Source organism: Flavobacterium sp., from assembly GCF_028689845.1.
GTDB lineage: Bacteria > Bacteroidota > Bacteroidia > Flavobacteriales > Flavobacteriaceae > Flavobacterium.
This window is the reverse complement of record NZ_JAQVCH010000028.1, coordinates 1-25268: the sequence shown is the minus strand read 5'-3', so window position 1 is coordinate 25268 and position 25268 is coordinate 1. Positions and strand designations below refer to the sequence as shown.

Here is a 25268-nt window from a genome sequence, read left to right as displayed (position 1 = left end):
TCAAAAATACAACCAAAACGAAAGTAGTGCTTTTTTGTCAGAATTCCGTATTTTTACACCATGGAAGCACCGCTAGCCGAACGCATACGGCCACAACATTTATCAGAATATATCAGTCAGTTACATTTAGTAGGTGAACAAGGTTCGTTGACCCATCAAATTGCCAAAGGAATTATTCCGAGTCTAATTTTATGGGGACCACCAGGAACAGGAAAAACAACCTTGGCTCAAATTATGGCACAAGAGAGCAAACGCCCATTTTATGTGCTAAGTGCGATAAACAGTGGTGTAAAAGACATTCGTGAAGTTATTGAAAAAGCCAAACAAAGTGGTGGTTTGTTTACGGCAAAAAACCCCATTCTTTTTATTGATGAAATTCATCGTTTTAGCAAATCACAACAAGACTCTTTGCTCGCAGCTGCCGAGAAAGGATGGATTACGCTAATAGGAGCTACGACAGAAAACCCGAGTTTTGAAGTCATTCCTGCTTTATTGTCAAGATGTCAGGTGTATGTTTTGAATCCGTTTTCTAAATCAGATTTAGAACAATTGTTACAGCGAGCCATTGAACAAGATGAAGTTTTAAAAACTAAAAAAATCGTTCTGCAAGAAACAGAAGCATTATTGCGACTTTCTGGAGGTGATGGCCGAAAATTATTAAATATTTTTGAACTAGTTGTCAATGCTAGTGCGACAGAACCCATTGAAATCACCAATGAAAAAGTGATGCAGTTGGTGCAAAAAAACACGGTTTTATATGACAAAACGGGTGAGCAACATTATGATATTGTTTCCGCCTTTATTAAATCCATCCGCGGAAGCGATCCAAACGGAGCAGTATATTGGTTGGCTAGAATGATAGAAGGTGGCGAAGATGTAAAATTTATTGCTCGACGATTACTTATTTTAGCCAGTGAAGACATTGGCAATGCCAATCCGACTGCTTTTATCATGGCGAACAGTACTTTTCAGGCCGTAACAACTATTGGATATCCTGAAAGTAGAATTATTTTAAGCCAATGTGCGATTTATTTAGCTACTTCAGCCAAAAGCAATGCCAGTTATCTAGCAATAGGAAAAGCTCAACAACTGGTGAAGCAAACTGGCGATTTATCTGTTCCTATTCACTTAAGAAACGCTCCAACTAAATTAATGAAAGAATTGGGTTGTGGTGATGAATATAAATATTCACACGATTTTGATAATAATTTTGCAGAACAAGAGTTTTTACCTGATGAACTTCAAAACCAAGTACTTTATGAACCTGGAAATAACGCGAGAGAAAAAGAACTTCGTTCGTTTTTAAAAAATCGTTGGAAAGATAAATATGGTTATTAAAATTGAATATCAATTTTTTCAGACACGAGTTTATCCTCTAAATTATACTCAAAAAACCAATCTGCTCCTTTTTGAAAAATCACACCCGACTGTGCTCCTTTTTGAGCTAAGTAAAAATCGTTTTTTCCAGTAGAAGTTAATTTAAAAACAACTTGTTGCTTTTTATCAACAAGGTTAAAACCGCCAGAAATTGCAATCGCTTGGAGTAAATTTTCGGAAGTTGAAACAGAGTTAATCGCTGCAATTTCGGGAGAATCCACCAAAGGTTCAATTGCCTTTTCTGTTATCGGCTGATAGCTATAATTTTGTTGGTAAACAGAGGCAAATGCCAAATCTAACGCTTCTAAATAAGCTTTTTCATACTCTTTTTCTTTGCTTTTCCCTACTTCGCTTTGATATACAATATTGTTTTGACAATCTTTAAAAACAATGGTTAAGTTGGTCCAAATAAAACTACCGCTTTTTTCTACTTCTACTTTTAAAACCGAGCACGAATTAGAGGCAATTTCTTTTGGCAAATTTTTATCGTTATAAAAAGCTTGGAAGCCCATTTTTTCAAGATTAAACTTTGTGATGGTATTCAAGCGGTGTTCGTTATCTTGTTTCATAAAAGCAAACCGAACGGGAACCAGTACGTATTGATAATCATTTAATGATTGAGCAAAAAGTCCGCCTGAAAAAAAGAGTAAAAACACTAAAACAAATCGTTTCATTTTAAATAGTTATTTTATTAAAAATAGTTTTTCAACAAACGCAACTGATTTACTTGCGTTATTTTGGAATTCGTCTCGACATTAAATTCATTAAAAAAAATAGCGTCTAAACCAGCATTTAAGGCTCCTTCAATGTCAGCCTCAAGACTATCACCAATCATAATACTTTGAACTTTAGTTACTTTTGCCAAATCTAATGCAAATTCAAAAATTAACGGATTCGGTTTTTTTACGCCAGCCATTTCAGAGTTGGTTATTGTTTGAAAATAATGCTCAATTTTAGAATTTTTCAACTTTCCCGCCTGAACCGTTTGAAAACCATTGGTGATAATGTGTAATTTATATTTTGGGTAAAGATACTCTAAAACGTCAATCGCTCCATCATATAAATGATTGTATAAGGGCAAATAATAGATGTATTCTTGTGCTAAAAGATGAATAACTTCATCTAAAACCGATTCATGCATTAAATTAAAAACTTCTTTTAACCGATAGTAACGCAAATCTTCTTGCGAAATTTTCTCATCGCGATATAATTTCCAATATTTTAAATTTGTTGGTACATAATGAATTAAAAAAGCCTCTAAATTTAAGTTCAATTGGTGTTTTTCAAAAATAGTTTGAAAAGCCAACGCAGAATTTTTCTCAAAATCCCAAAGCGTATGATCTAAATCAAAAAAAATATCGGTTTTATGTGTAAATACAGCCATTTGTTTTATTTGGCTCCTTTAGTAATCACCGCATTTTCAATATGATATATCCAATCATTCACATCATTATCATTATATCGAAAAGTTCCTTCTAAGGTTACATACTGATCGGTTTTTAATTTTGGTGTAGCTCCTTTAAATTTGATTCCCATAATGGTTTCTGGACCAGCTTGTCCACAAAAAAAACAGGAAGCAAATACGTTTTTACTTAATGCATAAGAAACGTTATCAATTGGGATAATGAATCCACTCATCACTATTTTCTTTTTGTTTTTTTCTTTTAAACTAGAATTTACAATCGGAAACATAACACCATCAGGATAATCTTTATCTGGTTTTTTGATGAATTTGATTACGCCCAATAACTTCCAGCTTAACGTATCTGGATTTTGCATAAAAACGGCATCTTCTTTAATCAATTCAGGCAAAAAGCTAGCCGTTTGAAGTGAAGGTGAAAAATTTATATCTCTTTCTTTTAGAGTTGATTTTTCTGGTTGAAAAGAACCGAAAGCAAAACTAAAAATACTTAGAATTCCAATTAAAAAAAATAAAAATTTACGCATTTGCTAATGTTTTTGAAATATTTAATCGATACGCTTTTATGGCTGGTATCAAAGCTGCAATGATTCCGACAAAGATAGTAACCAAAAATAAAACTCCTTCCTTTTCCCATAGAATTATCATCGGATTGAAAGCCATTTTAAATTGCTCGTCGGTTGTGTTGGAAATCATAATTAGTGCTATTCTTCCAAGAAGTGTACCAAATATAAAACCAACCACGCATAATAAAATGCTTTCAATCAAGACAAGCTGCAACATCTGAAAACGGGAAGCACCAGAAACTCGGAGCAGAGCAAATTCATATTTACGTTCTTTGAGTCGGTTATATAAGGCAATAAAAATACTAATTCCAGAAATAAACATGATGCCGTATGCCAAATATTGCATGGCTTGTAATCCTATTCCGAACAACGAAAAGAGTCGGTTAATTTCAATTGCTGGCAAAGCGGCTTGCATTTTGGTATTTTGTGCAATCATTCTTGGCCAAGAAATAATACCCATTTTATTTTTAAACTTAATCAAAACTGCCGTAATTTCTTTTCCTTCTTCGTGTGCGTGCTCATCATTTTCTGTATGAACATGTCCTTCTTCGCCATGAGCAGGGTTTTCTTTAGCTACTGAATCATGCTCATGATTACAATTTTCGTCATGAACATGTTCTTCATCTTCTGTGTGCACGTGACCTTCTTCGCCATGAGCTGGATTTTCTGCAGAAGCTGCTTCATGGTCATGTTCATCTCCCTCGATATGAATATGTCCTTCCTCCCCATGGGGTGGATTTTCACCTTCACTGCTAGCAGAGTGTCCTGCATGATCATGTTCTGCATGCATTTGCCAAACGCTATTAACCGTGCACAAAATAAGATTATCAATGACTTTTCCGGTTGGTGATGCTATTCCTTTTACAACATAACTATATTCCTCGTGTAAATGTCCTTCCTCCGCTTCACCGTGAGTTCCAAAGAATTTATCGCCAACTTTTAAACCTAATTTGTTGGCGATTTCACTACCAATGACCACTTCAAAATTTTCCTTAAAAACAACACCTTGGGCTACTTTTGCTTGGTATTTTTCTAAGTACTCAGGCGTAGTTCCCACAATTCGGAAACCGCGGTAGTTATCGCCAAAAGCTAAAGGAATTGCGGACTGAACAAACGGGTGATTCATCCATTTTTCGGCTTCTTGATAATCAATATTTCCAGTGGGAGCATCTACTTGATAAACGGAAGATAAGATGAGTTGTAACGGACTTCCTTGTGCTCCTAAAACCAAATCGACACCGTCAATATTACTCGAAAATTGTTTTTCAAATTGTTCTTGTAATAAGATAAGTAAGGAAATTATCGCAACCGAAGCTGTTAGCAAAACTAAACTTAAAACTGTATTTAATGGCTTAAACCAAAGATTTTTAAAGGCTAATTTTCCAATCATTTTATTGTAAATTTATTTGGTTAGAAAATTTATCTTTTAAGCGATGATCATGTGTCACAATCATTAATGAAGCCTTATACTCTTTGGACAATTGAGCTAATAAATCGGCTACTTTAAAGGCATTTTCATCGTCTAAGCTAGAGGTAGGTTCATCCGCCAGCAACAATTTTGGCTCATTAATTAAAGCTCTGGCAATAGAAACCCGTTGTTGTTGTCCCATGCTTAACGCAGCAGGCATTTTGTATTGTTGGTCTTCTAAATCTAATTCTTTTAAAAGTAATTTTGCTTTGTCAGTTGCTTTTGCACCTGTGGCCAACCAAGAAGCAAGTACCACATTATCCAACACATTTAAAGAGGCAACAAAATGAGCTTGTTGCAGGACTAATCCAATATTTTCACCTCGGAATTGATCTAGTTTTTTATCAGAAAGCAAACTAATGTTGCTTTCTCCAATAAAAATTTCTCCTTTTTGTGGTCGGAGTAATCCTCCGATTAAATGTAATAAAGTTGTTTTTCCTTTTCCAGAATTCCCTGTAATTAATAGGGTTTCTCCTTCTTCACATTGCATGTTTGGAAAATGGAACTCTGTGGAAGAATTGTAAGAAAAAAATAAATTTTTAATAGCTATCATCGCCCCTCGTTTTGTTGTTTGGAAAGATACAGCTAAAAAGAAAAATTTATTGTTAATCTATTCTAAAAATTCAAGCTTTTCTAGCTAATTATTTAAAAAAAATGATGTTTTATATTACAAAATACCATCATCCGCAAAACTATAATACGATTGCTCTGTAATAATTAAATGATCTAAAAGACTAATATCCAATTGTTTTGCGGCTGTTTTTATTTTTTGAGTAACTTGAATATCTGATTCACTTGGAATTAATTTACCTGAGGGATGATTATGGGTTAGGATGATTCCCAATGCATTTTGTTCAATTGCTGTTTTTAACAACAAACGAACATCAACTACGGTTCCCGTTATTCCACCTTTACTGAGTTGGGCTTTATAAATAATTTTATTGGCATTATTTAAGTAGAGCACCCAAAATTCTTCATGCGGTAATTCGCCAAGAATTGGTTGCATTAAGTCAAAAACAATTTTACTGGAAGTGACTTTTAGATAATCGATGTGTTCTTCTGTTCTTCGGCGTCTGCCGAGTTCTGCAGCTGCGACAATTGTAATTGCTTTGGCAGGGCCAATACCTTTAAATTCTGTCAATTGGTTGACAGACATTTTTCCTAACAAGGAAAGGTTGTTTTGCACACTGCCTAAAATGCGTTTACTTAAATCGACAGCACTCTCATTTTTGCTTCCTGACCCGAGTAGGATTGCTAGTAGTTCTGCATCACTTAAAACTGCTTTTCCTTTAAGCATTAATTTTTCACGAGGCTTGTCGTCTTCTGCCCAATATTTAATTGAGAAAGTGCTTGTATTTTCCATTTTGTTTGGCGTATAAATAATTAGAAAATAAAAATACAAAAAAATTAAATTATCTGTATTGAAATACTTATTTTTATTTCCTAAATAATAATCATTAAAAAAATGAATAAAAGAAGAGCATTTATTAGTTTGTTTCTTTTGATTTTTGTTGGTTTATCTGTGAAAGCACAAACGGCTGATGAAATTATTTCTACTTACATAAAAAATATTGGTGGAGCGGAAAAATTGAAAAATATCACAGGAACCAAAATGGAGATGAGTGTTAATTACCAAGGGATGGATATTCCTGTGGAATTGGTGCAATTGAAAGAAGGGAAAATTTACCTAAAAATTAATTTTCAAGGGCAAGAAATCACTCAAATGGCTTTTGACGGAACGACTGCTTGGTCTACTAACTTCATGACGTTGCAAGCTGAAAAAATGGATGATGAAATGGCTCAAAACATCAAAGATGAAGCTGCTGATTTTCCGAATCCGATGTATAATTATCTTGCAAAAGGATTTTCGATAGAATATGCTGGAAAAGAAACTAAAGAAGGCACAGAATTTTATAAAATAAAATTAACAAAAAAACCTGCTACTGTTGAAGGTCAAAAAGTAGACAACATTGTTTTTTATTATTTTGACACGAAGACTTATTTGCCGATGATGACGGAAACAGAGGTTAAATCTGGTCCTGCAAAAGGACAAATCTCTACCTCAACCATGGGAGATTACCAAGCAGTAGATGGCGTGCTTTTTCCGTTCACTATCAATCAAGCAGGGCAATCTATGAAAGTTGTAAAAATTACCTTAAATCCAACAGTTGACGAAACTTCTTTTGCTTTTAAAGAATAACACTCACTTTATATTTAACAAAAAAATGCTTCCAAAAGAAGCATTTTTTTTATGAAATTGAAATTTAATATTACTGAATTAATGATTTGATTTCTTCAAAATCCAATCCTCCATAATTTCCAGAACTCATTAATAACAAGGTGGAATTCTCCACGGAAGTGGAAAATAAAAACTTTTTAAAATCAGCTGGATTAGTATAAATAATTAAATCATTCCGTTTGAATGCTTGTGCAATTTGCTCATAAGTTACCGCTTCTAATTGTTTAATTTTAACAGCATCGGGCGAATAAAAAACAACAGCTACGTCTGCCGAGTTAAGTGCACCTTCATATTCTTTTAAAAATTCGGCATTCAAACTGCTATAGGTATGCAATTCTAAACAAGCAATTAATTTTCTGTTAGGATATTGGTCTTTTACAGCTTTGGTAGTTGCTGACACCTTGCTGGGAGAATGAGCAAAATCTTTATAAGCCACTTTTCCTTTACCTTCTGCAATTTTTTCCAATCGTTTGGAAGCTCCTTTAAAACTAGCAATGGCTTCATAAAAATCGGCTTCATCTACACCCATATTCTGACATATCCATTTTGCTCCTGCTAAATTATTAAGGTTATGAGCTCCAAAAACTTCAATAGGCATTTGGCCTTCTGGAGTTTCTAAAAGTGTAACTCCGTTTTCAACCTCATACTTTGGTGTTTGATACGGAATTTTTCGAATGGGATTTGTGGCTTCCTCTGCAACTTTTTTAACTGTTTCGTCTTCTTCGTTATAAACAAGAATACCGCCTTTGGTAATTTGATTAACAAAAATTTCAAATTGTGCTACATAATTTTCAAAAGTTGGAAACACATTAATATGATCCCAAGCAATTCCGGAAATTAGAGCAATATTGGGTTGATATAAATGAAACTTTGGTCTTCTATCAATTGGTGAAGAAAGATATTCATCGCCTTCTAAAACAATAAAATCGTTTTCTGCCGTAAGATGCACCATAGTTTCAAAACCTTCTAATTGAGCTCCAACCATATAATCTACTTCAATATTATGGTAATGCATCACGTGGAGAATCATCGAAGTAATGGTGGTTTTTCCATGTGAACCGCCAATCACCACACGGGTTTTGTTTTTAGCTTGTTCATACAAAAATTCTGGATAAGAATAAATCTTCAACCCCAACTCTTTAGCTTTTAACAGCTCAGGATTATCTTCTTTGGCGTGCATTCCTAAGATGATGGCGTCAATTTCTTGCGTTATTTTTTTGGGAAACCAACCAAATTCTTCTGGCAGGAGTCCTTTTTTATCCAATCTTGATTTGGAAGGTTCAAAAATCGCATCATCACTACCCGTTACTTTATATCCTTTATTATGCAAAGCTAACGCAAGATTATGCATCGCTGCTCCACCAATGGCTATGAAATGTGTTCTCATAAATTAAGTTTAAAAGTTTAAAAGCATCAAATATTTAGCGTTTTAGGACAATCTGTTTTAAACAACTAAACCTGTACCTATAAAACCTATTTTTCAAATTGTTTTTTTAATTGTGCTGCTTTTTGAGGTTGATTCATTTTGTTTTTATATAAATCATATAATTTTTGAAAAGTTGTCTTGGAATTCCCAATTTCAAATGCTTTTCTATAGTTTACTTCTGCTTTAGCATATCGCTTAAAATATTCATCAATATAACCTCTTGCCATAAAGCCATCTACTTTTGATAAAGCCATCAGTTCCGAAGCATATTTTTGAGATTTGGTTTCGCTTCCACCAATAATTCCAGGCAATTCAACATATAAAATCACCAAAGCCCATCGAGCATCAATATAATTAGGGTCTAGTTTTGCTGCACGTAAAAAAGAATCTTCTACGTCACCAATCATACTTAAGGCTTTGAATTTATTACTTTCTTTTGCTTTTATCCCTAGAGCTCCGCCGTATTTATATTGATAAACAGCGTTAGCAGGGTATTGCATTTTTATTTTGTTATAATAGCCAATGGCTTTATCCCATTCTTTATAACTTCCTGCAATATCTCCTAGATATTCTATGGTTTTTGTGTGATTTGGGTTTTCATTTAAATACGATTCAAAAAGCACTCTTGCTTCAATCATTTTATTTTGTTGATAGAGTTTTTCTGCTTTTTCAAAATCGGAACTGGCCATAATTTGAAAACTTATGAGTAAGAAGAATATGCTTAATCCTTTCATTCTTTTTATTTGATTTCAAAAATAAGAAAATAGAAATATAAATTATAAAGATTAATAGAATGTTATGAATAAAAAAATCTGCTTCATGGCTGAAGCAGATTTTTTGTGAATTAATAAGAATCAAATTTATTTAACGATGGTTAACTCATCAATAATGTGTTTTGCCCCTGCATATTTATCAATAATGAATAACACAAAACGAATATCTACGTTGATGGTTCGTTGCAAGTTTTCATCAAAAATAACATCACCAGCCATTGCTTCAATATTTCCATCAAAAGCTAAACCGATTAATTCTCCTTTTCCGTTTAAAACGGGAGAACCAGAGTTTCCGCCCGTAATGTCATTATCTGTCAAGAAGTTAACATGTAAAGAACCGTCTTTATCTGCATATTGACCAAAATCTTTTTTGTTATACAAATCGATTAGGGGTTGTGACAAATCAAATTCAGGATCATCCTTTTTGTGCTTTTTCACCATCCCATTTAAGGTCGTATAATTGTTAATTTTGGCGTCATTACGCTTGTCTGCTGGTAAAGATTTTACTTTTCCATAAGTTAAACGTAACGTAGAATTGGCATCTGGATATTCGATAGTGCTCAATTTAGACTCTCTTAATCCTTCTACTAATAAGCGGAATGATTTTGAATAATCATTTTGTGCTTGCATTAATTCTTCTGAACGAGTGGTTAAATGCGAAATTAAATCATTTGACAACTTGTACATTGGATCATTGCCAATCGCTTCTTCTGTAGGCTGATCTAAGAAACTTATTAATTTTTCTTTAGAAGTAAACATACTTGTTTCAAAAGTTTTGTTTATGTAACTAGTAAAATCTTTATTGTTTTCTTTGGCAATTTCTTCTACAATAGGAGCCATTTTATAACCTGCTTTTGTGTAATATAAACCTAGTTGACCTGCTAAGACATCTTTTTCTAATGGTAAATATATTTCAGCGAAAAAACCGTCAACCATTTCTTGAAGTCCTGGTTTCATCTGAGCTCTTTTCGTTTCATCTGCTTTTGCATAATTCTCTAATTGCTTGCCCATACCTCTAGAAATTGTTCCATAAGCACTCGTTCTAAGCAATTGTTGCAAATAATTATCATGACGTGATTTATCATTTGTCATTGCATAATAGTTGTTGATAGTAGCAACTACTTCACCATATTTTGCTTTGTTTTCTGATTTATTTGCCCATGTATTAAACTTCGCTTCGTTTTTACGTTTTGAATCTGCAGTTTTAAACTTACTTAGTGCATCAATCATTCCTTGACGATTTTTCCAATAGTTAGCAACACCAGCATATTTTGAAGCATACATCAATCGAACGGCATCGTCTTTGTCCATATAGACTTTCATTTTGTCCATCCCCATTTTTGAACCTTCAACCCAAGCAGGATAAGCATACTTTACGTTTTGCTCAATTCCACTTGCAGGCATCCAACGATTTGTACGACCTGGGTAACCTAGAATCATTGCAAAATCATTTTCTTGCACTCCTTTTAAACTAATTGGCAAGTGATGTTTTGGATTTAAAGGCACATTATTTTCTGAATATTCCGCTGGATTACCTTCTGCATCTGCATAAACTCTAAAAAGAGAGAAATCTCCAGTGTGACGTGGCCATTCCCAGTTGTCTGTATCTCCACCGAATTTACCAATACTTTCAGTTGGTGTTCCAACTAAACGTACATCTTTATAGTCTTGGTAAACAAAATAGTAATACTCATTTCCTTGAAAAAACGGACGAACAGAAACGGTATATTTTCCGCCTTCATCATTCTCTTTTTGAATTTTTGCTGTTTCTTGGTTAATTGCAACTTCACGCTCTGCTTCTGTCATTTTATCATTCACAACGCTTAACATCCGTTTGGTTACATCATCCATTCTTACAAAGAATCGAACATATAAACTTTTAGGTTTTAATTCTGCTTTTCGATTTTGTGCCCAGAAGCCATCGCGAAGATAATTGCTTTCTGTAGAAGATAATTCTGCAATAGCATCATAACCGCAGTGGTGATTGGTTAGAACCAACCCATCTTTGGAAATCATTTCTGCAGTACAACCCCCGTTAAATTGAACAATCGCATCTTTTAAACTTGCGTTATTGATGCTGTAAATTTCTTCGGCTGTTAATTGCAAGCCCATTTTTTGCATATCCCGTTGATTTAATCGTTGGATATGCATTAAAAACCACATTCCTTCGTTAGCAAAAACAGTTGCCGGAACAAATGCAATAAGTGCCACGAAACTTAAAATAATTTTTTTCATTTTCTGTAAAATTTATTGACTGCGAATATACTTTATTTTGTTTTTTGAACGCTTATTTTTAGCGAGAAAACATATCAATCTCGCTAATATTTAACTTATATTTTAGAATTACATCAAAAAAGCATCCTTTTTTAGGATGCTTTTAGATAAAATGTATGTTATCAAAAACTTAGGTATTCAACATTTTCCACAATAAATCTTTCAATTCTTGCAAGCCTTGTTGTGCAACCGAAGAAATAAAATGGTATTTCACGCCTTTGAATTCTTTTTTCATTTGTTTTTCTAATTCTGCTTGCAATTCGGCATCTAACATATCGCATTTAGAAATGACTAAAATCCTGTCTTTATCTAACATTTCAGGATTATAGCGACGTAATTCATCCAACAAGATTTCATATTCTTTTTTGATATCAGCGGCATCAGCTGGAACTAAAAACAAAAGAATTGAGTTTCGTTCAATATGTCTTAGAAAATAATGGCCAAGCCCTTTTCCTTCTGCTGCTCCTTCAATAATTCCTGGGATATCAGCCATTACAAACGATTGAAATTCGCGGTAAGCCACAATTCCTAAATTGGGTTTTAAAGTCGTAAATGGGTAATCCGCAATTTTAGGTTTAGCTGAAGTCATCACTGAAAGCAAAGTAGATTTTCCCGCATTTGGAAATCCAACTAAACCAACATCGGCTAATACTTTTAATTCTAAAATCACATCAACTTCTTCTACTGGCATTCCAGGTTGAGCATAACGAGGTGTTTGATTGGTTGAAGAGCGAAAATTCCAATTCCCAAGCCCCCCTTTTCCTCCTTTAGCGATAATTCTTACCTCATCGTGTTCGGTAATTTCAAACAAAATCTCTCCTGTTTCTTGGTCTCTAACTACAGTTCCCAACGGAACTTCGATATATTTATCTTCACCATCGTGTCCGGTACTTCGAGAACTTCCGCCATCACCGCCATGACCTCCGCGAATATGTTTAATGAATTTTAAATGAAAAAGTGTCCACAAACTCTTATTCCCTTTAAGATAAACATGTCCGCCACGACCACCATCTCCACCGTCTGGTCCACCTTTTTCGATGAATTTTTCACGATGTAAATGCGAAGAGCCTTTTCCTCCTTTTCCGGAAGAAACATATATTTTTACGTAATCTACAAAATTTCCTTCTGTCATTTTATTTATTTAAAGTTTAAAGTTAACTTATTTAAAGTTGTTAAGTACTTTAAAATTAACTTCTAACTGTTTTTTATTCTTTTAAATTCTTAATTAAGATTTTATCAATTTTCACGCCATCCATATCAATTATTTCAAATTCTAATTTATTCCAAATGAATTTTTGGCCTTGCTTTGGAATGTTTCCTAACTCAGTAAATACAAATCCGCTCACGGTGGTTACTTCATAATCATTGATGTGTTCATCCATGTCAAAATAGGTTAAAAAATCATGTAGCGAATAATGACCATCAACTAGCCAACTTCCATCTTCACGGGCGACTAATTGAAATTCTTCCTCATAGAATTCGGATGCATCACCTACAAGCGCTTCTAAAATATCATTTAACGTAATAACTCCTTGAAAAACACCATGTTCATCCACTATGAAAGCGTAATGAATTTTAGACTTTTTAAATATTTCTAATGCTTTATAAGCGGATGTATATTCAATTAAATAGACTGGCTCTTTTGTAATTGATTTTAAATTGATTGTCTCTTTTTCAAAATAAGTAAATAAATCTTTGATTGAAACAACACCAATTATATCATCTAAATTATTGTGGCAAACGGGATAAAAAGAATGTAAATCATGTAGCACTTTTGATTTTAATTCTTGTACTGAATCGTCAATAGAGAGATAATCGACCGCTTTTCTATGGGTCATTAGCGAGTTTACTTTTCTATCACCAATATGAAAAACACGTTCTACAATATCTTGTTCAATTGCTTGCACTTCGCCTACTTCGGTGCCTTCTTTAATAATGGCTTTAATTTCTTCTTCAGTAACTTTACCATCTGCAGTAGGTTTAATTTTAAAAACCTCTAAAATAAACTCGGTAGAAATTGTTAGTAACCAAATAAAAGGAGCCGTTATTTTGGAAATTATTTTCATTGGAACTGCAAAGGTTTTTGCAATTGTTTCTGGATAAGTGAGCCCGATTCTTTTCGGAACTAATTCTCCTAAAACCAAAGAGAAAAAAGTTAAAACTACCACAACAATTCCAACTGCAATCGGATTGGCATATGGTTGAAGTAATTCAAATTGTGCCACAAAATCCTGAACATCTTGTGTGATTTTTTCGCCAGAATAAATCCCAGTTAATATACCAATTAACGTAATACCAATTTGGACCGTAGACAAAAATTTATTAGGAGAACTCGCTAATTCTAAAGCTGCTTTTGCATTTAAATTTCCTTTTTTTGCTGCGGTTTCTAAGCGGTTTTTGCGTGCAGAAATCAAGGCAATTTCCGACATCGAAAAAACGCCATTTAGCAAAATTAATAGTAATATAATGATGATTCCCATTTTCTGTTTTTAGCAAAAAAAGAGCAACATTTCCTTTTTTTGGTTGTAGCTCCTTTTAATTTCTAATAAATATCAAAAAATAAAACTAGAAGAGTTGGTTTTTCTCTACGTTGGTTTATTTCAATTGGTCAAATACTTGGTTTAATCTTTCGGTTACTTCTGCTATAGAACCTATGCCGTTCACCACGTGAAATTTACCTTGTTTTTGGTAAAAATCCATTAAAGGTGCCGTTTTTTGATTGTATTCAATGTATCGATTTCTAATTTTTTCTTCGTCTTGATCATCCGGTCTTCCAGAAGTTTTTCCTCGGTCTAATATTCTTTTTACAAGAATAGTATCATCCGCTTCCAATGCAACTGTTGCCGTTATACTTTGATTTTTTGTTTGTAAAAAAGCATCTAGAGCTTCTGCTTGTGCAATTGTTCTTGGAAATCCATCAAATAAAAAACCCGCCGAATTTGGGTTTTTATCTACTTCGCTTTGCAACATTTTTATAGTGACTTCATCAGGAACTAAATCGCCTTTATCCATAAAGGTTTTGGCTAGTTTTCCTAAATCCGTATCATTTTTAATATTATATCTAAAAATATCACCTGTAGATAAATGGGTCAAGTTATATTTTACTTTTAAAAATTCTGCTTGTGTTCCTTTTCCAGCTCCAGGTTTTCCGAATAAAACGATATTGATCATTTTGTTAATTTTAAATTCTAGTTATTCAAAACAATTTATTCTGCTAATTGATAAACGTCTGGTAAATTTCGACCTAATCCATCATAGTCTAAGCCAAATCCGACGATGAATTTGTCCGGAATACGGATACCTACGTAATCGATTTTTATTTCCTTTTTGTAGGCATCAGGCTTTAAAAATAACGTTGCGATTTTTAAATGTTTTAGATTATGTTCTTTAAAAATATTTTTTAATTCTTCAATGGTGTTTCCCGTATCGACGATATCTTCTACAATAACCACCGTTCTACCTTCTAAATTTTGATTTAAACCAATCAATTGCTTCACTTCATTTGTGGTACTCATACCTTCATAAGAAGACATTTTGACAAAATTAACTTCACACATGCCGCGATATTTCTTCATTAAATCGGACAAAACCATAAAAGCTCCATTTAAAACACCAATAAAAACGGGGACTTCGTCAAAAAAATCATCATCCATTTGTTTGGCTAAATTAGAGATAGCAAAATCGATTTCTTCCGAAGAAATAAATGGTTCAAAAGTTTTATCGTGCAGGTGTATCATAGTGTGAATTTTAATAAGTTGCAAATTTAAGGAAGTATTAGGTATTCCTTAGTAACAATTTCAACTTTTTTGCAAAATTGCTATATTTACCACATGAAAACTGATTTAGAACATAAACTCACTGCTAGTAATGCTCTTCGAAAACAGAGAATGAGCAATTGCAATTATGTGATTAAACATAACTTAATTAAAGAATTAACCCATATTGCGTTTTCAGTTTCCGATGAAAATCATTTTAAAGCCTTTTGGGCCTTAGAATTTATTTGCGAAAAAAAACTAAAATTATTTACTCCTTATCTAGCTGATTTTTGTGAAATTTTACCAAATGTAACACATGATTCTGCCCTTCGTTCAGCTACTAAAATCTGTTTGTTTTTAGCCAAAAGCAATCGTCGAAAAAACGGAATAACTCTAACGCAAGAACAAGAACATCAACTAATTGAAAACATGATTGACCGCTTAATTCAAGATGAAAAAGTAGCCTCAAAAGTATATGCGATGAAAGCTTTATTCGTTTTTGGAAAAAAATATGATTGGATTTATGAAGAATTAAAACCTATAATTACTCAAGATGCATTTGAACATTCGTATGCTTATCAAGCTTCTGCACGAAATATTTTGAAGCGGTTAAAATAAATTGTTAGTCCTTAATTTGTTGCTTATCTTTGCCTAAACACATCAACAAATGACACGAGCAAGGCGACTGCATTTGACCTTAAAACAACATTAACTACAACAAATGAATTATTTTTCTTCCGATTTTAAACTAGGAATTCTAGGCGGAGGCCAATTGGGTAAAATGCTTTTGGCTGATACTAGAAAATTTGACATTCAAACGTATGTTTTAGACCCAAGTAATCTGGCACCAAGCCAATTTGGAGCTCATTATTTTGAAGTGGGCGATTTACTCGACTTTGATACAGTTTATCACTTCGGAAAAAAAGTTGACGTTTTAACTATTGAAATCGAAAATGTAAACCTTGATGCTTTAGATAAATTAGAAGCAGAAGGTTTAGCTGTTTTTCCATCGCCAAAAACCTTGCGTTTAATTCAGAATAAAGGAAAACAGAAAGATTTTTATGTTGAAGAAGCTATTCCTACTTCAAAACATTTACGTTTTTTAAATTTAAACGATTTAAAATCTGCAATCAACAATCAATCCACAGCAATTGACACGCTTTTATTTCCTTTTGTATGGAAATGTGCTCAATTTGGATATGACGGAAATGGCGTAAAAATTTGTCGTTCAGCTTCAGATTTAATCCATCTTCCTGATGTGGAATGCATTGCTGAACAAATGATTCCGTTTAAAAATGAATTAGCTGTGATTGTGGTTCGTTCTGTTTCAGGTGAAGTAAAAACCTATCCCGTTGTAGAAATGGAATTTCATCCAGAAGCCAATCAAGTAGAATATGTAATTTGTCCTGCTCGAATTGATGAAAAAGTAGTTCAAAAAGCGATTGCAATTGCCTTGAAAGTTTCAGAAAGTTTCAATCACGTTGGCTTATTAGCGGTTGAAATGTTCCAAACCGAGAATGATGAAATTTTAGTAAATGAAGTTGCACCAAGACCGCACAATTCTGGACATTATTCTATAGAAGCAAGTTACACCTCACAGTTTGAAAATCATTTAAGAGCTATTTTGAATCTTCCTTTAGGAAACACCGCTAGTAAAGCGGCTGGGATTATGGTAAATTTAGTTGGAGAAGAAGGTTTTGAAGGTCAAGTGGTCTATGAAAACATAGAAAAAATAATGGCAATTGACGGCGTAACGCCACACATTTACGGAAAAAGACAAACTAGACCTTTTAGAAAAATGGGGCACGTAACGATTGTAAACGAAGATATGGTTGAAGCTAGGAAAATAGCTGAGGAAGTCAAGAATAGTATTAGAGTGATTAGTATTTAGTAAGCAGTCGCAGTTTTCAGGAGACAATTTTGGAAAATAAAAAACAACAATAAATGGACTTTTTAACTGCGGTAGTAGATTTTTTAAATGTATCTGATAATTCTCATTACATAAAAAAAGATATTAAAAAGCTTTTCGATAGAAACGAATATTTAGGTTCAAGAATATTCAGTTTTTTATCGTTATTATTAACTTTAATTGCAATTCTATTCTTTATTTATATAATTTACTTAATCATTAAATAAAAAAAACAAAATGAAAGTAGCCATCATCATGGGTTCAAAATCCGATTTACCTGTCATGCAGGAAGCCATCGATATCTTAAACGGATTTGACATTGAAATCGAAGTCGACATAGTTTCGGCACACCGAACGCCAGAAAAATTATTCGATTTTAGTCAAAACGCACACACTCGTGGCATTTCAGTAATTATTGCGGGTGCAGGTGGTGCGGCTCATTTACCAGGAATGGTTGCTGCAATGTCGCCACTTCCCGTAATTGGCGTTCCTATTAAATCGAGCAATTCTATAGACGGCTGGGATTCTGTTTTGTCTATTTTACAAATGCCCGGTGGTGTTCCAGTAGCAACGGTTGCTTTAAATGGTGCCAAAAATGCTGGAATTCTTGCCGCTCAAATTATCGGAACTTCTGATAAAAGTACTTTGGAAAAAATCATCGCTTACAAAGAAAGTTTAAAAGAAGCAGTTTTAAAATCTTCGAAAGAATTGAAATAATAGTTTTTTTTAGGAGCTATTTCCAGCTATTCGCTATATCTTTTTGTTTAAAAAAACAAAAAGGATGCCGCTACTATCTGGGCTAGGACTATCGATTAAACAACAAAAATATATTAATAATCAAAATCCAGTACGGACAGGTTGTGACCTATCTCTTCAAATAAAATCATGAAAATATTATCCCAAAAATTCAATACAAAATATACTTCAGCACCATTTTCGCAAATAAAAATGGATGATTATAAACCTGCTTTTATTGAAAATATCAAAGCAGCAAAAGCAGAAATCGATGCTATTATTCATAATTCAGAAACTCCAACTTTTGAAAACACTATCGAAGCGTTAGATTTTTCTGGTGATGCTTTGGATAGACTCTCTTCTATATTTTTCAATTTAAATTCGGCTGAAACTTCAGATGAAATGCAAAAAATTGCTCAGGAAGTTTCTCCTTTGCTAACCGAATTTAGCAATGACATTACATTAAATGAAGATTTATTTAAACGTGTAAAAGCAGTTTATGACCAAAAAGACAAGCTGAATTTAACAACAGAACAAACTACCCTTTTAGATAAAAAATACAAAGGTTTTGCCCGAAATGGTGCTTTACTTTCAGAAGATAAGAAAACACGTTTACGCGAAATTGATACGCAATTAGCCAAACTGAAACTGACTTTTGGAGAAAATGTTTTGGCTGAAACCAACAATTATCAATTGCACATTACTAACGAAAAAGATTTAAGTGGTTTGCCCGAAGGAACAATCGAGGCCGCAAGGAGTTTAGCAAAAAACAAGGAATTAGAAGGTTGGGTTTTTACTTTAGATTACCCTAGTTATATTCCGTTTTTGACTTATGCGGATAATCGTGAATTGCGAAAAGAATTAGCTATTGCAGCCGGAAAAAAAGCGTTTCAAGACAATAAATTTAATAATGAAGAAAATGCTTTGAATATTGCCAAATTACGTTTTGAAAGAGCTAATTTATTAGGTTACCAAACCCATTCTCATTTTGTTTTAGAGGAACGAATGGCTCAAAATCCGGATAAAGTAAAATCGTTTTTAAATGATTTATTGGAAAAAGCAAAACCAGCAGCCGAAAGAGAATTTGCCCAATTAACCGCTTTTGCAAAAGAACTAGACGGAATAAATCATTTAGAAAAATGGGATGGTGCTTATTATTCTGAAAAATTGAAACAAAAATTATTCAGTTTAGATGATGAAAAACTAAAACCCTATTTTCAATTAGAAAAAGTTTTAAACGGTGCATTTACAATTGCAAAGAAATTATACGGAATAACATTTACCGAAATTTTTGATGTAGATAAATACCATAAAGACGTAACAACTTATGAAGTAAAAGATGAGTTTGGAGAATTAGTGGCTTTATTTTATGCTGATTTTTTTCCAAGAAAAGGAAAACGAAATGGTGCTTGGATGACTTCTTTCAAAAATCAAAGTATTAGAAATGGCATTAATGAAAGACCACATATTTCTAATGTTTGCAACTTTACACCGCCAACAGAAAGCAAGCCTTCACTCCTAACCTTTAATGAAGTTACGACTTTATTTCACGAATTCGGGCATGGTTTACACGGCATGTTGGCCAACACCGTTTATCCAAGTATTTCTGGAACTTCGGTTTTTTGGGATTTTGTGGAATTACCAAGTCAGTTTATGGAAAACTTTTGCTACGAACCAGAAGCGTTGGCTTTATTCGCAAAACAGTATCAAACAGGAGAAATTATTCCACAAGAATATGTTGAAAAAATTAAAGAAAGTGCGAGTTTTCAAGAAGGAATGGCAACGATGCGACAGATTAGTTTCGGACTTTTAGACATGGCTTTTCACAGTAATGATCCAAAAGATATTACCAACATAAAAGCGTTTGAAGAAGCTGCATTTAAAAACACTTTGTTGTATCCTGATGTTGCTGAAAATTGTATGAGCGTTTCGTTCTCGCATATTTTTCAAGGGGGTTATTCTTCCGGTTATTATAGTTATAAATGGGCAGAAGTTTTAGATGCAGATGCTTTTGCTTATTTTCAAGAAAAAGGAATTTTTAATAAAGAAGTGGCGAAAAAATTCAAAGAAAATATACTTTCAAAAGGGGGAACAGAATTACCAATGGAATTGTATAAAAAGTTCAGAGGACAAGAGCCAAAACCGGAAGCGTTATTGAAACGTGCAGGGTTAATATAGATTTTTGATAGTTTGCTGGTCAAAAAATTAATTCATTACAACAAGTTAAATATTAGATTAAAAAAACTAATTAATGAGTAAAGCCGAACCTAATTTTGAGCATCCATTAATCGTCTGTAATCATAAGTTAAACCTCTCAAATTTTGATAATTTTGCAAACGAATTATCAACTAGATTGAATTTAACTATCGAAATGCATGATTCTTCTTATTCCTATTTAAAGACAATAACTAATGAAAACGAAATGGGAACGGGACGATTAATAATAAGAAAATCGCTATTAATTCCAGACATACGATATGAATTAAATCACGAGGAAGTGTTGTATATTATTTATAATGATTTTATTGAAATTAAGTTTGATTTTGAAGTTGATTATTTCCATTTAAAAGAATTAACCGAACAAAATAAATTGGAAAGCATTAAGTTCTTCGATTCCTTTTTTAATCTCTTGAAAAGCATAGGAGTAAAGGAATTACATTTTGGTATTTTCAATGAATTTATGAAAACCACTTCAATAAAATATAAATGGGATACTATTTTTCATGAATTAAAAAACAACCATGAATACTTCAAAATAATACTCGTAAAATAAACTAAATCTCAAACTGTTTTTTATCCAAACCCTTCCAGAGCTTAAAATTTTGCAAGAGTTGGATTGCTTTAAAGAGGTTTCGTTAAAAAGTAATAAAAATTCTTTAACAATCTTTAATACACCATCTTTTTAGTGATTTCCCCAACACTAGTTTTAATTTTTACAAGGTAAACTTGGTTTGATTTAGCAAAATCTTTTAAAACAACTTCGTTTGCATTGATTTTATTTTTCTCATAAACTTTCCGTCCCATTAAATCGTATATTTTCAAAGACTCAATAATTTCTGTTGATTTTACAGCAACAAAATCTTTGGTAGTGATGCGAATAACGTTTTCTAGATTCGTGGTCAAATTCACTCCTAATAACGATTCATTTATAAAAACTAGTTGAAATCGATTCTCAAAAATACCCGCTTCTGAATTAAAAACATAAGGGGCTGCTTTTAAAGCATGTGTCACATTTAATAAATTATCTTTTAAATAGATAGGCTGAGCGTTAAAAACACCATCAAAACTATCCATAGAAATGGTGTAATTACCCAATTGACCTACTTTATATCCTAATGGAATACTGTCATTTTCAGAAAATGGAAGTGCTTTTCCTTGAATATTTAATTTCTTATCTTCTATTAAAGAATATAAATCTATCGAACTAAGTGTTACCGAACTTCCATCAAAATTTCGGTCAATTCCGTTTGATGCATTGGCTATGTAACCCACTAACATTTGTCGGAAACCTCCGTTTTCATCAGTAAAATTCAACCAAAAACGGTGTTTTTCTTGTTCAATATTTAAATTGGTGTTTCCAGCAGTCCTAAAAAACTGTGTATTTACATTTGACACTAACCGCATCGAATTATCAAATTCAATTTGACCATCTGCAAATGCATGAACAAAAAAACCTTGACCCGATGCAATTTTTCCTGTTGGTCGTAACGAATCATTTCCAGTAGTATCTGTCGAAGCTTTGGTTCCCGTTCCTCCCGTTCTATTCCAAGTTGCATAATCATTCGGATTGTAATTATACGTATCCGGACCCAGTGTTAAATCGGAAATGGGTGTAAAAGAAGTCCAAAAACTCAAAGTTCCTCCTAATTCAGTATTATTGGGATGGTCTAAAAAAGTTGCTGCATCAATCGCACAAGGATATGGATTAGCTAGTAAAACGGCATTCCCGGTTATAATTGAGGAGGAATCATAACTATCCACATTGACATATACATAGCCATTATTTGCCGTCCCTCGCATCGTAAAATTGATTGCGGTTGGCGTTACATTATATGGTGCACTATTTGGAATTCGAGTGATAAAACCTTCACCTGGAACTGTTGTCGAAAAATTTTGCCAGTTTCCATTCATGGTTCCTGATTGCCAACGGTAACGTCTATCTAATAATCCGGGGATTTGACTATAACTATTTTCACTTACCGGGACGCCCCAATACACATAATCCCAATCTGACATTGGCCTAGAAATTTTTTCCATTTCAATGGTTGGTCTTATAATTGAGGATTTATCACAACGTTGCACAAAATTACCTTGATTTTTGACAACAATTTTACCCGTTCCATTTGTAATGGCATTATTATAACATTCAACATGCCCTCCATTTGATACGGTTAGTGTCACGCCATCCTCAATAGTTATGGTATTTGCGGTTAAATCTCCGTGCAAAGAAGTTTGATAGTCGGATTGAATAATCACATTACTCCCCTTGTCTGGCGGAATAGACCACGAGCCAGTCCAAATAGGAAAATTTGTATCAAATATTTGAATCCTTGTAATATAAAAATCAGTAGCAGATAAACTATTTACTGGTTTTTTTGGATTTAAAGCAACATCTGAAAAAGCATTAAATTTAAAAACCGAAGACTGATTGATGTCCCTAAAATATCGGAGACTACTTACATCGCTACAGTTACCATTTGTGCTATACTTGGTTAATAGAGCAATGGCTATACGATAAAACCCAATGCAATTTGGAAAAATTATCTCCGCATCTAGACCTAATGATGTGTTTTGATATTTTTCAATGGTAGTCGAACCGTTTAACAAATTGTTATAATCTACAGAATCAGTGGAACCATTTGCATCAAAAGTACCCGCTAATTTTGGCAACACAGCCGATTTTTTGAAAGAACCATTAAAAGCTGCGGCAAAATCTGTACCATCAGTTGGTAATGGAAAATCAGCAGCAAGAGGATCTAACAAGGCATCATCTTCATAAAAATAATACCATGATGAACATTCACAAACTGTATGATTGGGAGCTTTTGTATAAATTTTTTGTTCTGCTCCTAATCTAAAGGCTAAGCCAGGCGGATAAGTTCCTAAAAAATCAGGTAAATTAGGAATTGCACTTCCATCTGCTCCATCTAAATTATAAAAAGTTGGTGTGCCATTTAAACTTACAAAAGCATAAGATTCAAATGGGGCGATAGGCTGAATGACATTGATTTTAGCTCTATAGTTTAAGGATAAATTATCATATTTTAAATCTACTCCAGATGGATTATAACGGGCTTGAAAATAAATTTCAAAAGTATAAATCCCTTCAACTGCGGGTGTATTAATCACTTGAGATGTTCCAACGGTTTCGCGTTTTGCATTATTTACATTACCACAAATAGTATTAGTTGTTTGCGTTAGATTAATGGGTATATATGCCCCTGGTACAGAACCATCTAAATATATTCGATAAAAAAGTGTAGCATTAGACCAATTCGTCCAATCATCAAAAGTAATCAAATTCCCTCCAAATTGAAAAGTAGAACCAATCGTCAGTGTAGAAACCGTTGTTCCTTCCCAACTTGACGTCCAACCCGGATCGCAAGATCCGTTAGTATTACAATCATAATAACGAGTTACACCTCCAAATTCATCTGTTAATAAATAAGCTTTCGCAGAGAAAATGCCTTGCCCAAATGAAATAAAATGGGTAAAAAGTATAAATATAAAAGTAAGAAGTATTCTACTTTTTAGAAACATCGTAGTTGAAAATTTGCATTAACTTTTACCAAGTTATTAAAAATCAACAACATTTGAGTGCTTTTTTGGTTTATTATCCTTCGAAAACGTTTTCGTGTTAATAAAAAGTTGTATTTGAATCTATTATGTACAAAAAAAGCCAAAGAATTGGGATACTCTCAACCCAAAAAGATGTATAATAATGATTTCGATTAATTGAAGAAAAGTTGATTGCTGCTATTGAAATTGTTGCAATACTTATATTTATAAAACCAAGACTATTATTCAAGAAATCAAACAATAGAAACAAGCCAATCATGGTGTAACCAATTATTTTTGCAGCAACTATTCCAAAACGCTGCGGTAAAGTTTGAAGTGTTGGTGCATCCAATTTACTATCATAAATTTCAAACGGAATCAATAAAGCAATGACAATAAAAAATCGCTTGAAAGCAAGCAAAACAAAAGTACTTAGTTCCATTTGATGGGTTACTAAAGGAAAGTGTACGGTGATTTCGGTCACACAAAATCCAACCCAAAAAATTTTTAACCATCCTAATTTTCGAATTAAAGGATAAAAACAAACTAAAAGAAACAACATTATTAACAAAATTTGGGCCGAAAACAAAAGTTGAAAAAACAAATAACCTGCCGCACAAATAGAAAATAATGTTATAAAAATCAATGTTTTGTGATTTTTTATTTTAAATGTCCCGTGAAGAATGGGCTGTAAATATTTCAAAAAATTATATCCAATTAAAGTCCCGAAAAAAACTAAAAAAACATTGTTTTCAAATTGTTCAATTTTTAAAGAATAGGTAGTAACACCTACTAATGAGGCAATAGCTAGTGCAACATGCAAGGATGAATGAATATAAAAATCAAGTATTTGTTTTAAAAACTTCAAGTAGAATTGTGCTTACTTTCTTTAAAGTTGCAAGTAAGAAAATTAAATTGACATAGCGGTTTATACCAAAAAAAAAGTGGAGTTTATTAATAAACTCCACTCCTTCTCTACTTAATTCCTTTTATTATTTTAAATAGTTGCGAACTATAATCCGATTCAAGTTGTAGCAAATACATTCCCGAAGGTAAATCAGGCATTAAAATTTGTTGCCCTTCTAAAATTCCTTTTCTAATTAATTTTCCATCTGTAGAATACAACGTGTAATTCACATAATCAAAATTATGCTTTATATGTAGCACTTGTTCAAACGGATTTGGATAAAGTACAAAAGCTGGTTTTTTGATTTCATCAATAGACATTACCTCAATTACTTCAATCGAAACTACAAAAGTCGTACTTCCACCAGAATTGGTTGCTGTAACTGTATAATCCGTCGCAGCGGATAAAACCGTTGGCGTTCCAGAAATAATTCCAGTTGTTGTATTGAAAAGTAAGCCTGTTGGAAGAGCTGGTGAAATTCCATATTCTAAAATTGCTCCGCCAGTAACTGTTGGCGATAAATTCGCAATCGCATCGTTAATGGTGAAAACATTCGGCGTTGGATAACTCAAATCCGAAGGAGCCACATCAATTACTTCAATCGAAACTACAAAAGTCGTACTTCCACCAGAATTGGTTGC

At 33.2% G+C, this 25268-nt stretch carries 23 protein-coding genes; 7 read left to right on the top strand and 16 right to left on the bottom strand.

Features of this window, described 5'->3' with window-relative positions:
* Window positions 1-60 precede the first annotated feature (60 nt).
* A complete protein-coding gene (locus PHR76_RS10530; protein ID WP_300062131.1) occupies window positions 61-1338 on the top strand; it encodes a replication-associated recombination protein A in 1278 nt (425 codons plus the stop codon).
* Here PHR76_RS10530 and PHR76_RS10525 read toward each other — a convergent pair.
* The 6 genes from PHR76_RS10525 to radC form a co-directional block, all read right to left on the bottom strand.
* Window positions 1335-2051 (bottom strand): hypothetical protein, encoded by a 717-nt coding sequence (locus PHR76_RS10525; protein WP_300062128.1) that lies wholly within the window; start codon window positions 2049-2051, stop codon window positions 1335-1337. The genes PHR76_RS10530 and PHR76_RS10525 overlap by 4 nt on opposite strands.
* A gap of 17 nt (window positions 2052-2068) precedes the next feature.
* Entirely contained in the window at window positions 2069-2761 is a 693-nt protein-coding gene (locus tag PHR76_RS10520; protein WP_300062125.1) for a YjjG family noncanonical pyrimidine nucleotidase, read from the bottom strand.
* 5 nt (window positions 2762-2766) lie between these two features.
* A complete protein-coding gene (locus PHR76_RS10515; protein WP_300062122.1) occupies window positions 2767-3324 on the bottom strand; it encodes a hypothetical protein in 558 nt (185 codons plus the stop codon).
* Entirely contained in the window at window positions 3317-4753 is a 1437-nt protein-coding gene (locus tag PHR76_RS10510; RefSeq protein WP_300062119.1) for an ABC transporter permease, read from the bottom strand. The genes PHR76_RS10515 and PHR76_RS10510 overlap by 8 nt, the downstream gene beginning before the upstream one ends.
* 1 nt (window position 4754) lies before the next feature.
* Window positions 4755-5384 carry an ATP-binding cassette domain-containing protein gene (locus PHR76_RS10505; protein WP_300062117.1) on the bottom strand — a complete coding sequence of 210 codons (630 nt, stop codon included), beginning with the start codon at window positions 5382-5384 and terminating at the stop codon, window positions 4755-4757.
* 114 nt (window positions 5385-5498) lie between these two features.
* Window positions 5499-6194 (bottom strand): DNA repair protein RadC, encoded by a 696-nt coding sequence (gene radC / locus PHR76_RS10500; protein ID WP_300062114.1) that lies wholly within the window; start codon window positions 6192-6194, stop codon window positions 5499-5501.
* A 102-nt stretch (window positions 6195-6296) separates the two neighbouring features.
* Here radC and PHR76_RS10495 point away from each other — a divergent pair, with 102 nt between their 5' ends.
* The gene (locus PHR76_RS10495) at window positions 6297-7031 is read left to right on the top strand and encodes an outer membrane lipoprotein-sorting protein (protein WP_300062111.1); all 735 of its coding nucleotides are present in this window, start codon (window positions 6297-6299) and stop codon (window positions 7029-7031) included.
* Between the two features lie 70 nt (window positions 7032-7101).
* On the opposite strand, the gene PHR76_RS10490 is transcribed toward PHR76_RS10495, so the two are convergent.
* The 7 genes from PHR76_RS10490 to hpt all read right to left on the bottom strand — a co-directional run bounded on the left by PHR76_RS10490 (window position 7102) and on the right by hpt (window position 15280).
* A complete protein-coding gene (locus tag PHR76_RS10490) occupies window positions 7102-8457 on the bottom strand; it encodes a Mur ligase family protein (RefSeq protein ID WP_300062108.1) in 1356 nt (451 codons plus the stop codon).
* 86 nt (window positions 8458-8543) lie between these two features.
* Entirely contained in the window at window positions 8544-9230 is a 687-nt protein-coding gene (locus PHR76_RS10485) for a hypothetical protein (RefSeq protein ID WP_300062105.1), read from the bottom strand.
* Between the two features lie 126 nt (window positions 9231-9356).
* On the bottom strand, window positions 9357-11504 hold the full coding sequence (locus PHR76_RS10480; protein WP_300062102.1) for a S46 family peptidase: 2148 nt from the start codon (window positions 11502-11504) through the stop codon (window positions 9357-9359).
* A gap of 169 nt (window positions 11505-11673) precedes the next feature.
* Complete coding sequence (gene obgE, locus PHR76_RS10475) at window positions 11674-12675, bottom strand: GTPase ObgE (protein WP_300062099.1); 1002 nt, start codon at window positions 12673-12675, stop codon at window positions 11674-11676.
* Window positions 12676-12748: 73 nt separating this feature from the next.
* On the bottom strand, window positions 12749-14023 hold the full coding sequence (locus PHR76_RS10470) for a hemolysin family protein (protein ID WP_300062096.1): 1275 nt from the start codon (window positions 14021-14023) through the stop codon (window positions 12749-12751).
* Window positions 14024-14138: 115 nt separating this feature from the next.
* Complete coding sequence (locus PHR76_RS10465) at window positions 14139-14714, bottom strand: adenylate kinase (RefSeq protein WP_300062093.1); 576 nt, start codon at window positions 14712-14714, stop codon at window positions 14139-14141.
* A gap of 35 nt (window positions 14715-14749) precedes the next feature.
* Window positions 14750-15280: a hypoxanthine phosphoribosyltransferase gene (gene hpt / locus PHR76_RS10460; RefSeq protein ID WP_300062089.1), complete on the bottom strand. Its 531-nt coding sequence runs from the start codon at window positions 15278-15280 to the stop codon at window positions 14750-14752.
* A 93-nt stretch (window positions 15281-15373) separates the two neighbouring features.
* Here hpt and PHR76_RS10455 point away from each other — a divergent pair, with 93 nt between their 5' ends.
* The 5 genes from PHR76_RS10455 (at window position 15374) to PHR76_RS10435 (ending at window position 20715) form a co-directional block, all read left to right on the top strand.
* Window positions 15374-15916 (top strand): hypothetical protein, encoded by a 543-nt coding sequence (locus PHR76_RS10455; protein ID WP_300062086.1) that lies wholly within the window; start codon window positions 15374-15376, stop codon window positions 15914-15916.
* Between the two features lie 103 nt (window positions 15917-16019).
* Window positions 16020-17189 carry a 5-(carboxyamino)imidazole ribonucleotide synthase gene (locus PHR76_RS10450; protein WP_300062083.1) on the top strand — a complete coding sequence of 390 codons (1170 nt, stop codon included), beginning with the start codon at window positions 16020-16022 and terminating at the stop codon, window positions 17187-17189.
* Window positions 17190-17444: 255 nt separating this feature from the next.
* Window positions 17445-17924, top strand: a complete 480-nt coding sequence (gene purE, locus PHR76_RS10445; protein ID WP_300062080.1) for a 5-(carboxyamino)imidazole ribonucleotide mutase — start codon at window positions 17445-17447, stop codon at window positions 17922-17924.
* Window positions 17925-18092: 168 nt separating this feature from the next.
* The gene (locus PHR76_RS10440; protein WP_300062077.1) at window positions 18093-20120 is read left to right on the top strand and encodes a M3 family metallopeptidase; all 2028 of its coding nucleotides are present in this window, start codon (window positions 18093-18095) and stop codon (window positions 20118-20120) included.
* A gap of 73 nt (window positions 20121-20193) precedes the next feature.
* Window positions 20194-20715, top strand: a complete 522-nt coding sequence (locus PHR76_RS10435) for a hypothetical protein (protein ID WP_300062074.1) — start codon at window positions 20194-20196, stop codon at window positions 20713-20715.
* 113 nt (window positions 20716-20828) lie between these two features.
* Here PHR76_RS10435 and PHR76_RS10430 read toward each other — a convergent pair whose 3' ends face one another.
* The 3 genes from PHR76_RS10430 to PHR76_RS10420 form a co-directional block, all read right to left on the bottom strand.
* Window positions 20829-23702: a T9SS sorting signal type C domain-containing protein gene (locus PHR76_RS10430; RefSeq protein WP_300062071.1), complete on the bottom strand. Its 2874-nt coding sequence runs from the start codon at window positions 23700-23702 to the stop codon at window positions 20829-20831.
* Between the two features lie 97 nt (window positions 23703-23799).
* Window positions 23800-24588 (bottom strand): hypothetical protein, encoded by a 789-nt coding sequence (locus PHR76_RS10425; RefSeq protein ID WP_300062068.1) that lies wholly within the window; start codon window positions 24586-24588, stop codon window positions 23800-23802.
* Window positions 24589-24695: 107 nt separating this feature from the next.
* The coding region (locus PHR76_RS10420) for a putative Ig domain-containing protein (RefSeq protein ID WP_300062065.1) at window positions 24696-25268 on the bottom strand (573 nt) is incomplete at its 5' end.

What these genes read in the sequence shown, in the direction of transcription:
- PHR76_RS10450 (WP_300062083.1), top strand. Translation starts at nt 16,020, where the DNA reads ATGAATTATTTTTCTTCCGATTTTAAACTAGGAATTCTAGGCGGAGGC.
- PHR76_RS10440 (WP_300062077.1), top strand. Translation starts at nt 18,093, where the DNA reads ATGAAAATATTATCCCAAAAATTCAATACAAAATATACTTCAGCACCA.
- PHR76_RS10510 (WP_300062119.1), bottom strand. Translation starts at nt 4,753, where the DNA reads ATGATTGGAAAATTAGCCTTTAAAAATCTTTGGTTTAAGCCATTAAAT.
- radC (WP_300062114.1), bottom strand. Translation starts at nt 6,194, where the DNA reads ATGGAAAATACAAGCACTTTCTCAATTAAATATTGGGCAGAAGACGAC.
- PHR76_RS10465 (WP_300062093.1), bottom strand. Translation starts at nt 14,714, where the DNA reads ATGATCAATATCGTTTTATTCGGAAAACCTGGAGCTGGAAAAGGAACA.
- PHR76_RS10480 (WP_300062102.1), bottom strand. Translation starts at nt 11,504, where the DNA reads ATGAAAAAAATTATTTTAAGTTTCGTGGCACTTATTGCATTTGTTCCG.
- PHR76_RS10530 (WP_300062131.1), top strand. Translation starts at nt 61, where the DNA reads ATGGAAGCACCGCTAGCCGAACGCATACGGCCACAACATTTATCAGAA.
- PHR76_RS10490 (WP_300062108.1), bottom strand. Translation starts at nt 8,457, where the DNA reads ATGAGAACACATTTCATAGCCATTGGTGGAGCAGCGATGCATAATCTT.
- hpt (WP_300062089.1), bottom strand. Translation starts at nt 15,280, where the DNA reads ATGATACACCTGCACGATAAAACTTTTGAACCATTTATTTCTTCGGAA.
- PHR76_RS10435 (WP_300062074.1), top strand. Translation starts at nt 20,194, where the DNA reads ATGAGTAAAGCCGAACCTAATTTTGAGCATCCATTAATCGTCTGTAAT.
- PHR76_RS10430 (WP_300062071.1), bottom strand. Translation starts at nt 23,702, where the DNA reads ATGTTTCTAAAAAGTAGAATACTTCTTACTTTTATATTTATACTTTTT.
- obgE (WP_300062099.1), bottom strand. Translation starts at nt 12,675, where the DNA reads ATGACAGAAGGAAATTTTGTAGATTACGTAAAAATATATGTTTCTTCC.
- PHR76_RS10485 (WP_300062105.1), bottom strand. Translation starts at nt 9,230, where the DNA reads ATGAAAGGATTAAGCATATTCTTCTTACTCATAAGTTTTCAAATTATG.
- PHR76_RS10495 (WP_300062111.1), top strand. Translation starts at nt 6,297, where the DNA reads ATGAATAAAAGAAGAGCATTTATTAGTTTGTTTCTTTTGATTTTTGTT.
- PHR76_RS10515 (WP_300062122.1), bottom strand. Translation starts at nt 3,324, where the DNA reads ATGCGTAAATTTTTATTTTTTTTAATTGGAATTCTAAGTATTTTTAGT.
- PHR76_RS10470 (WP_300062096.1), bottom strand. Translation starts at nt 14,023, where the DNA reads ATGGGAATCATCATTATATTACTATTAATTTTGCTAAATGGCGTTTTT.
- purE (WP_300062080.1), top strand. Translation starts at nt 17,445, where the DNA reads ATGAAAGTAGCCATCATCATGGGTTCAAAATCCGATTTACCTGTCATG.
- PHR76_RS10505 (WP_300062117.1), bottom strand. Translation starts at nt 5,384, where the DNA reads ATGATAGCTATTAAAAATTTATTTTTTTCTTACAATTCTTCCACAGAG.
- PHR76_RS10520 (WP_300062125.1), bottom strand. Translation starts at nt 2,761, where the DNA reads ATGGCTGTATTTACACATAAAACCGATATTTTTTTTGATTTAGATCAT.
- PHR76_RS10455 (WP_300062086.1), top strand. Translation starts at nt 15,374, where the DNA reads ATGAAAACTGATTTAGAACATAAACTCACTGCTAGTAATGCTCTTCGA.
- PHR76_RS10525 (WP_300062128.1), bottom strand. Translation starts at nt 2,051, where the DNA reads ATGAAACGATTTGTTTTAGTGTTTTTACTCTTTTTTTCAGGCGGACTT.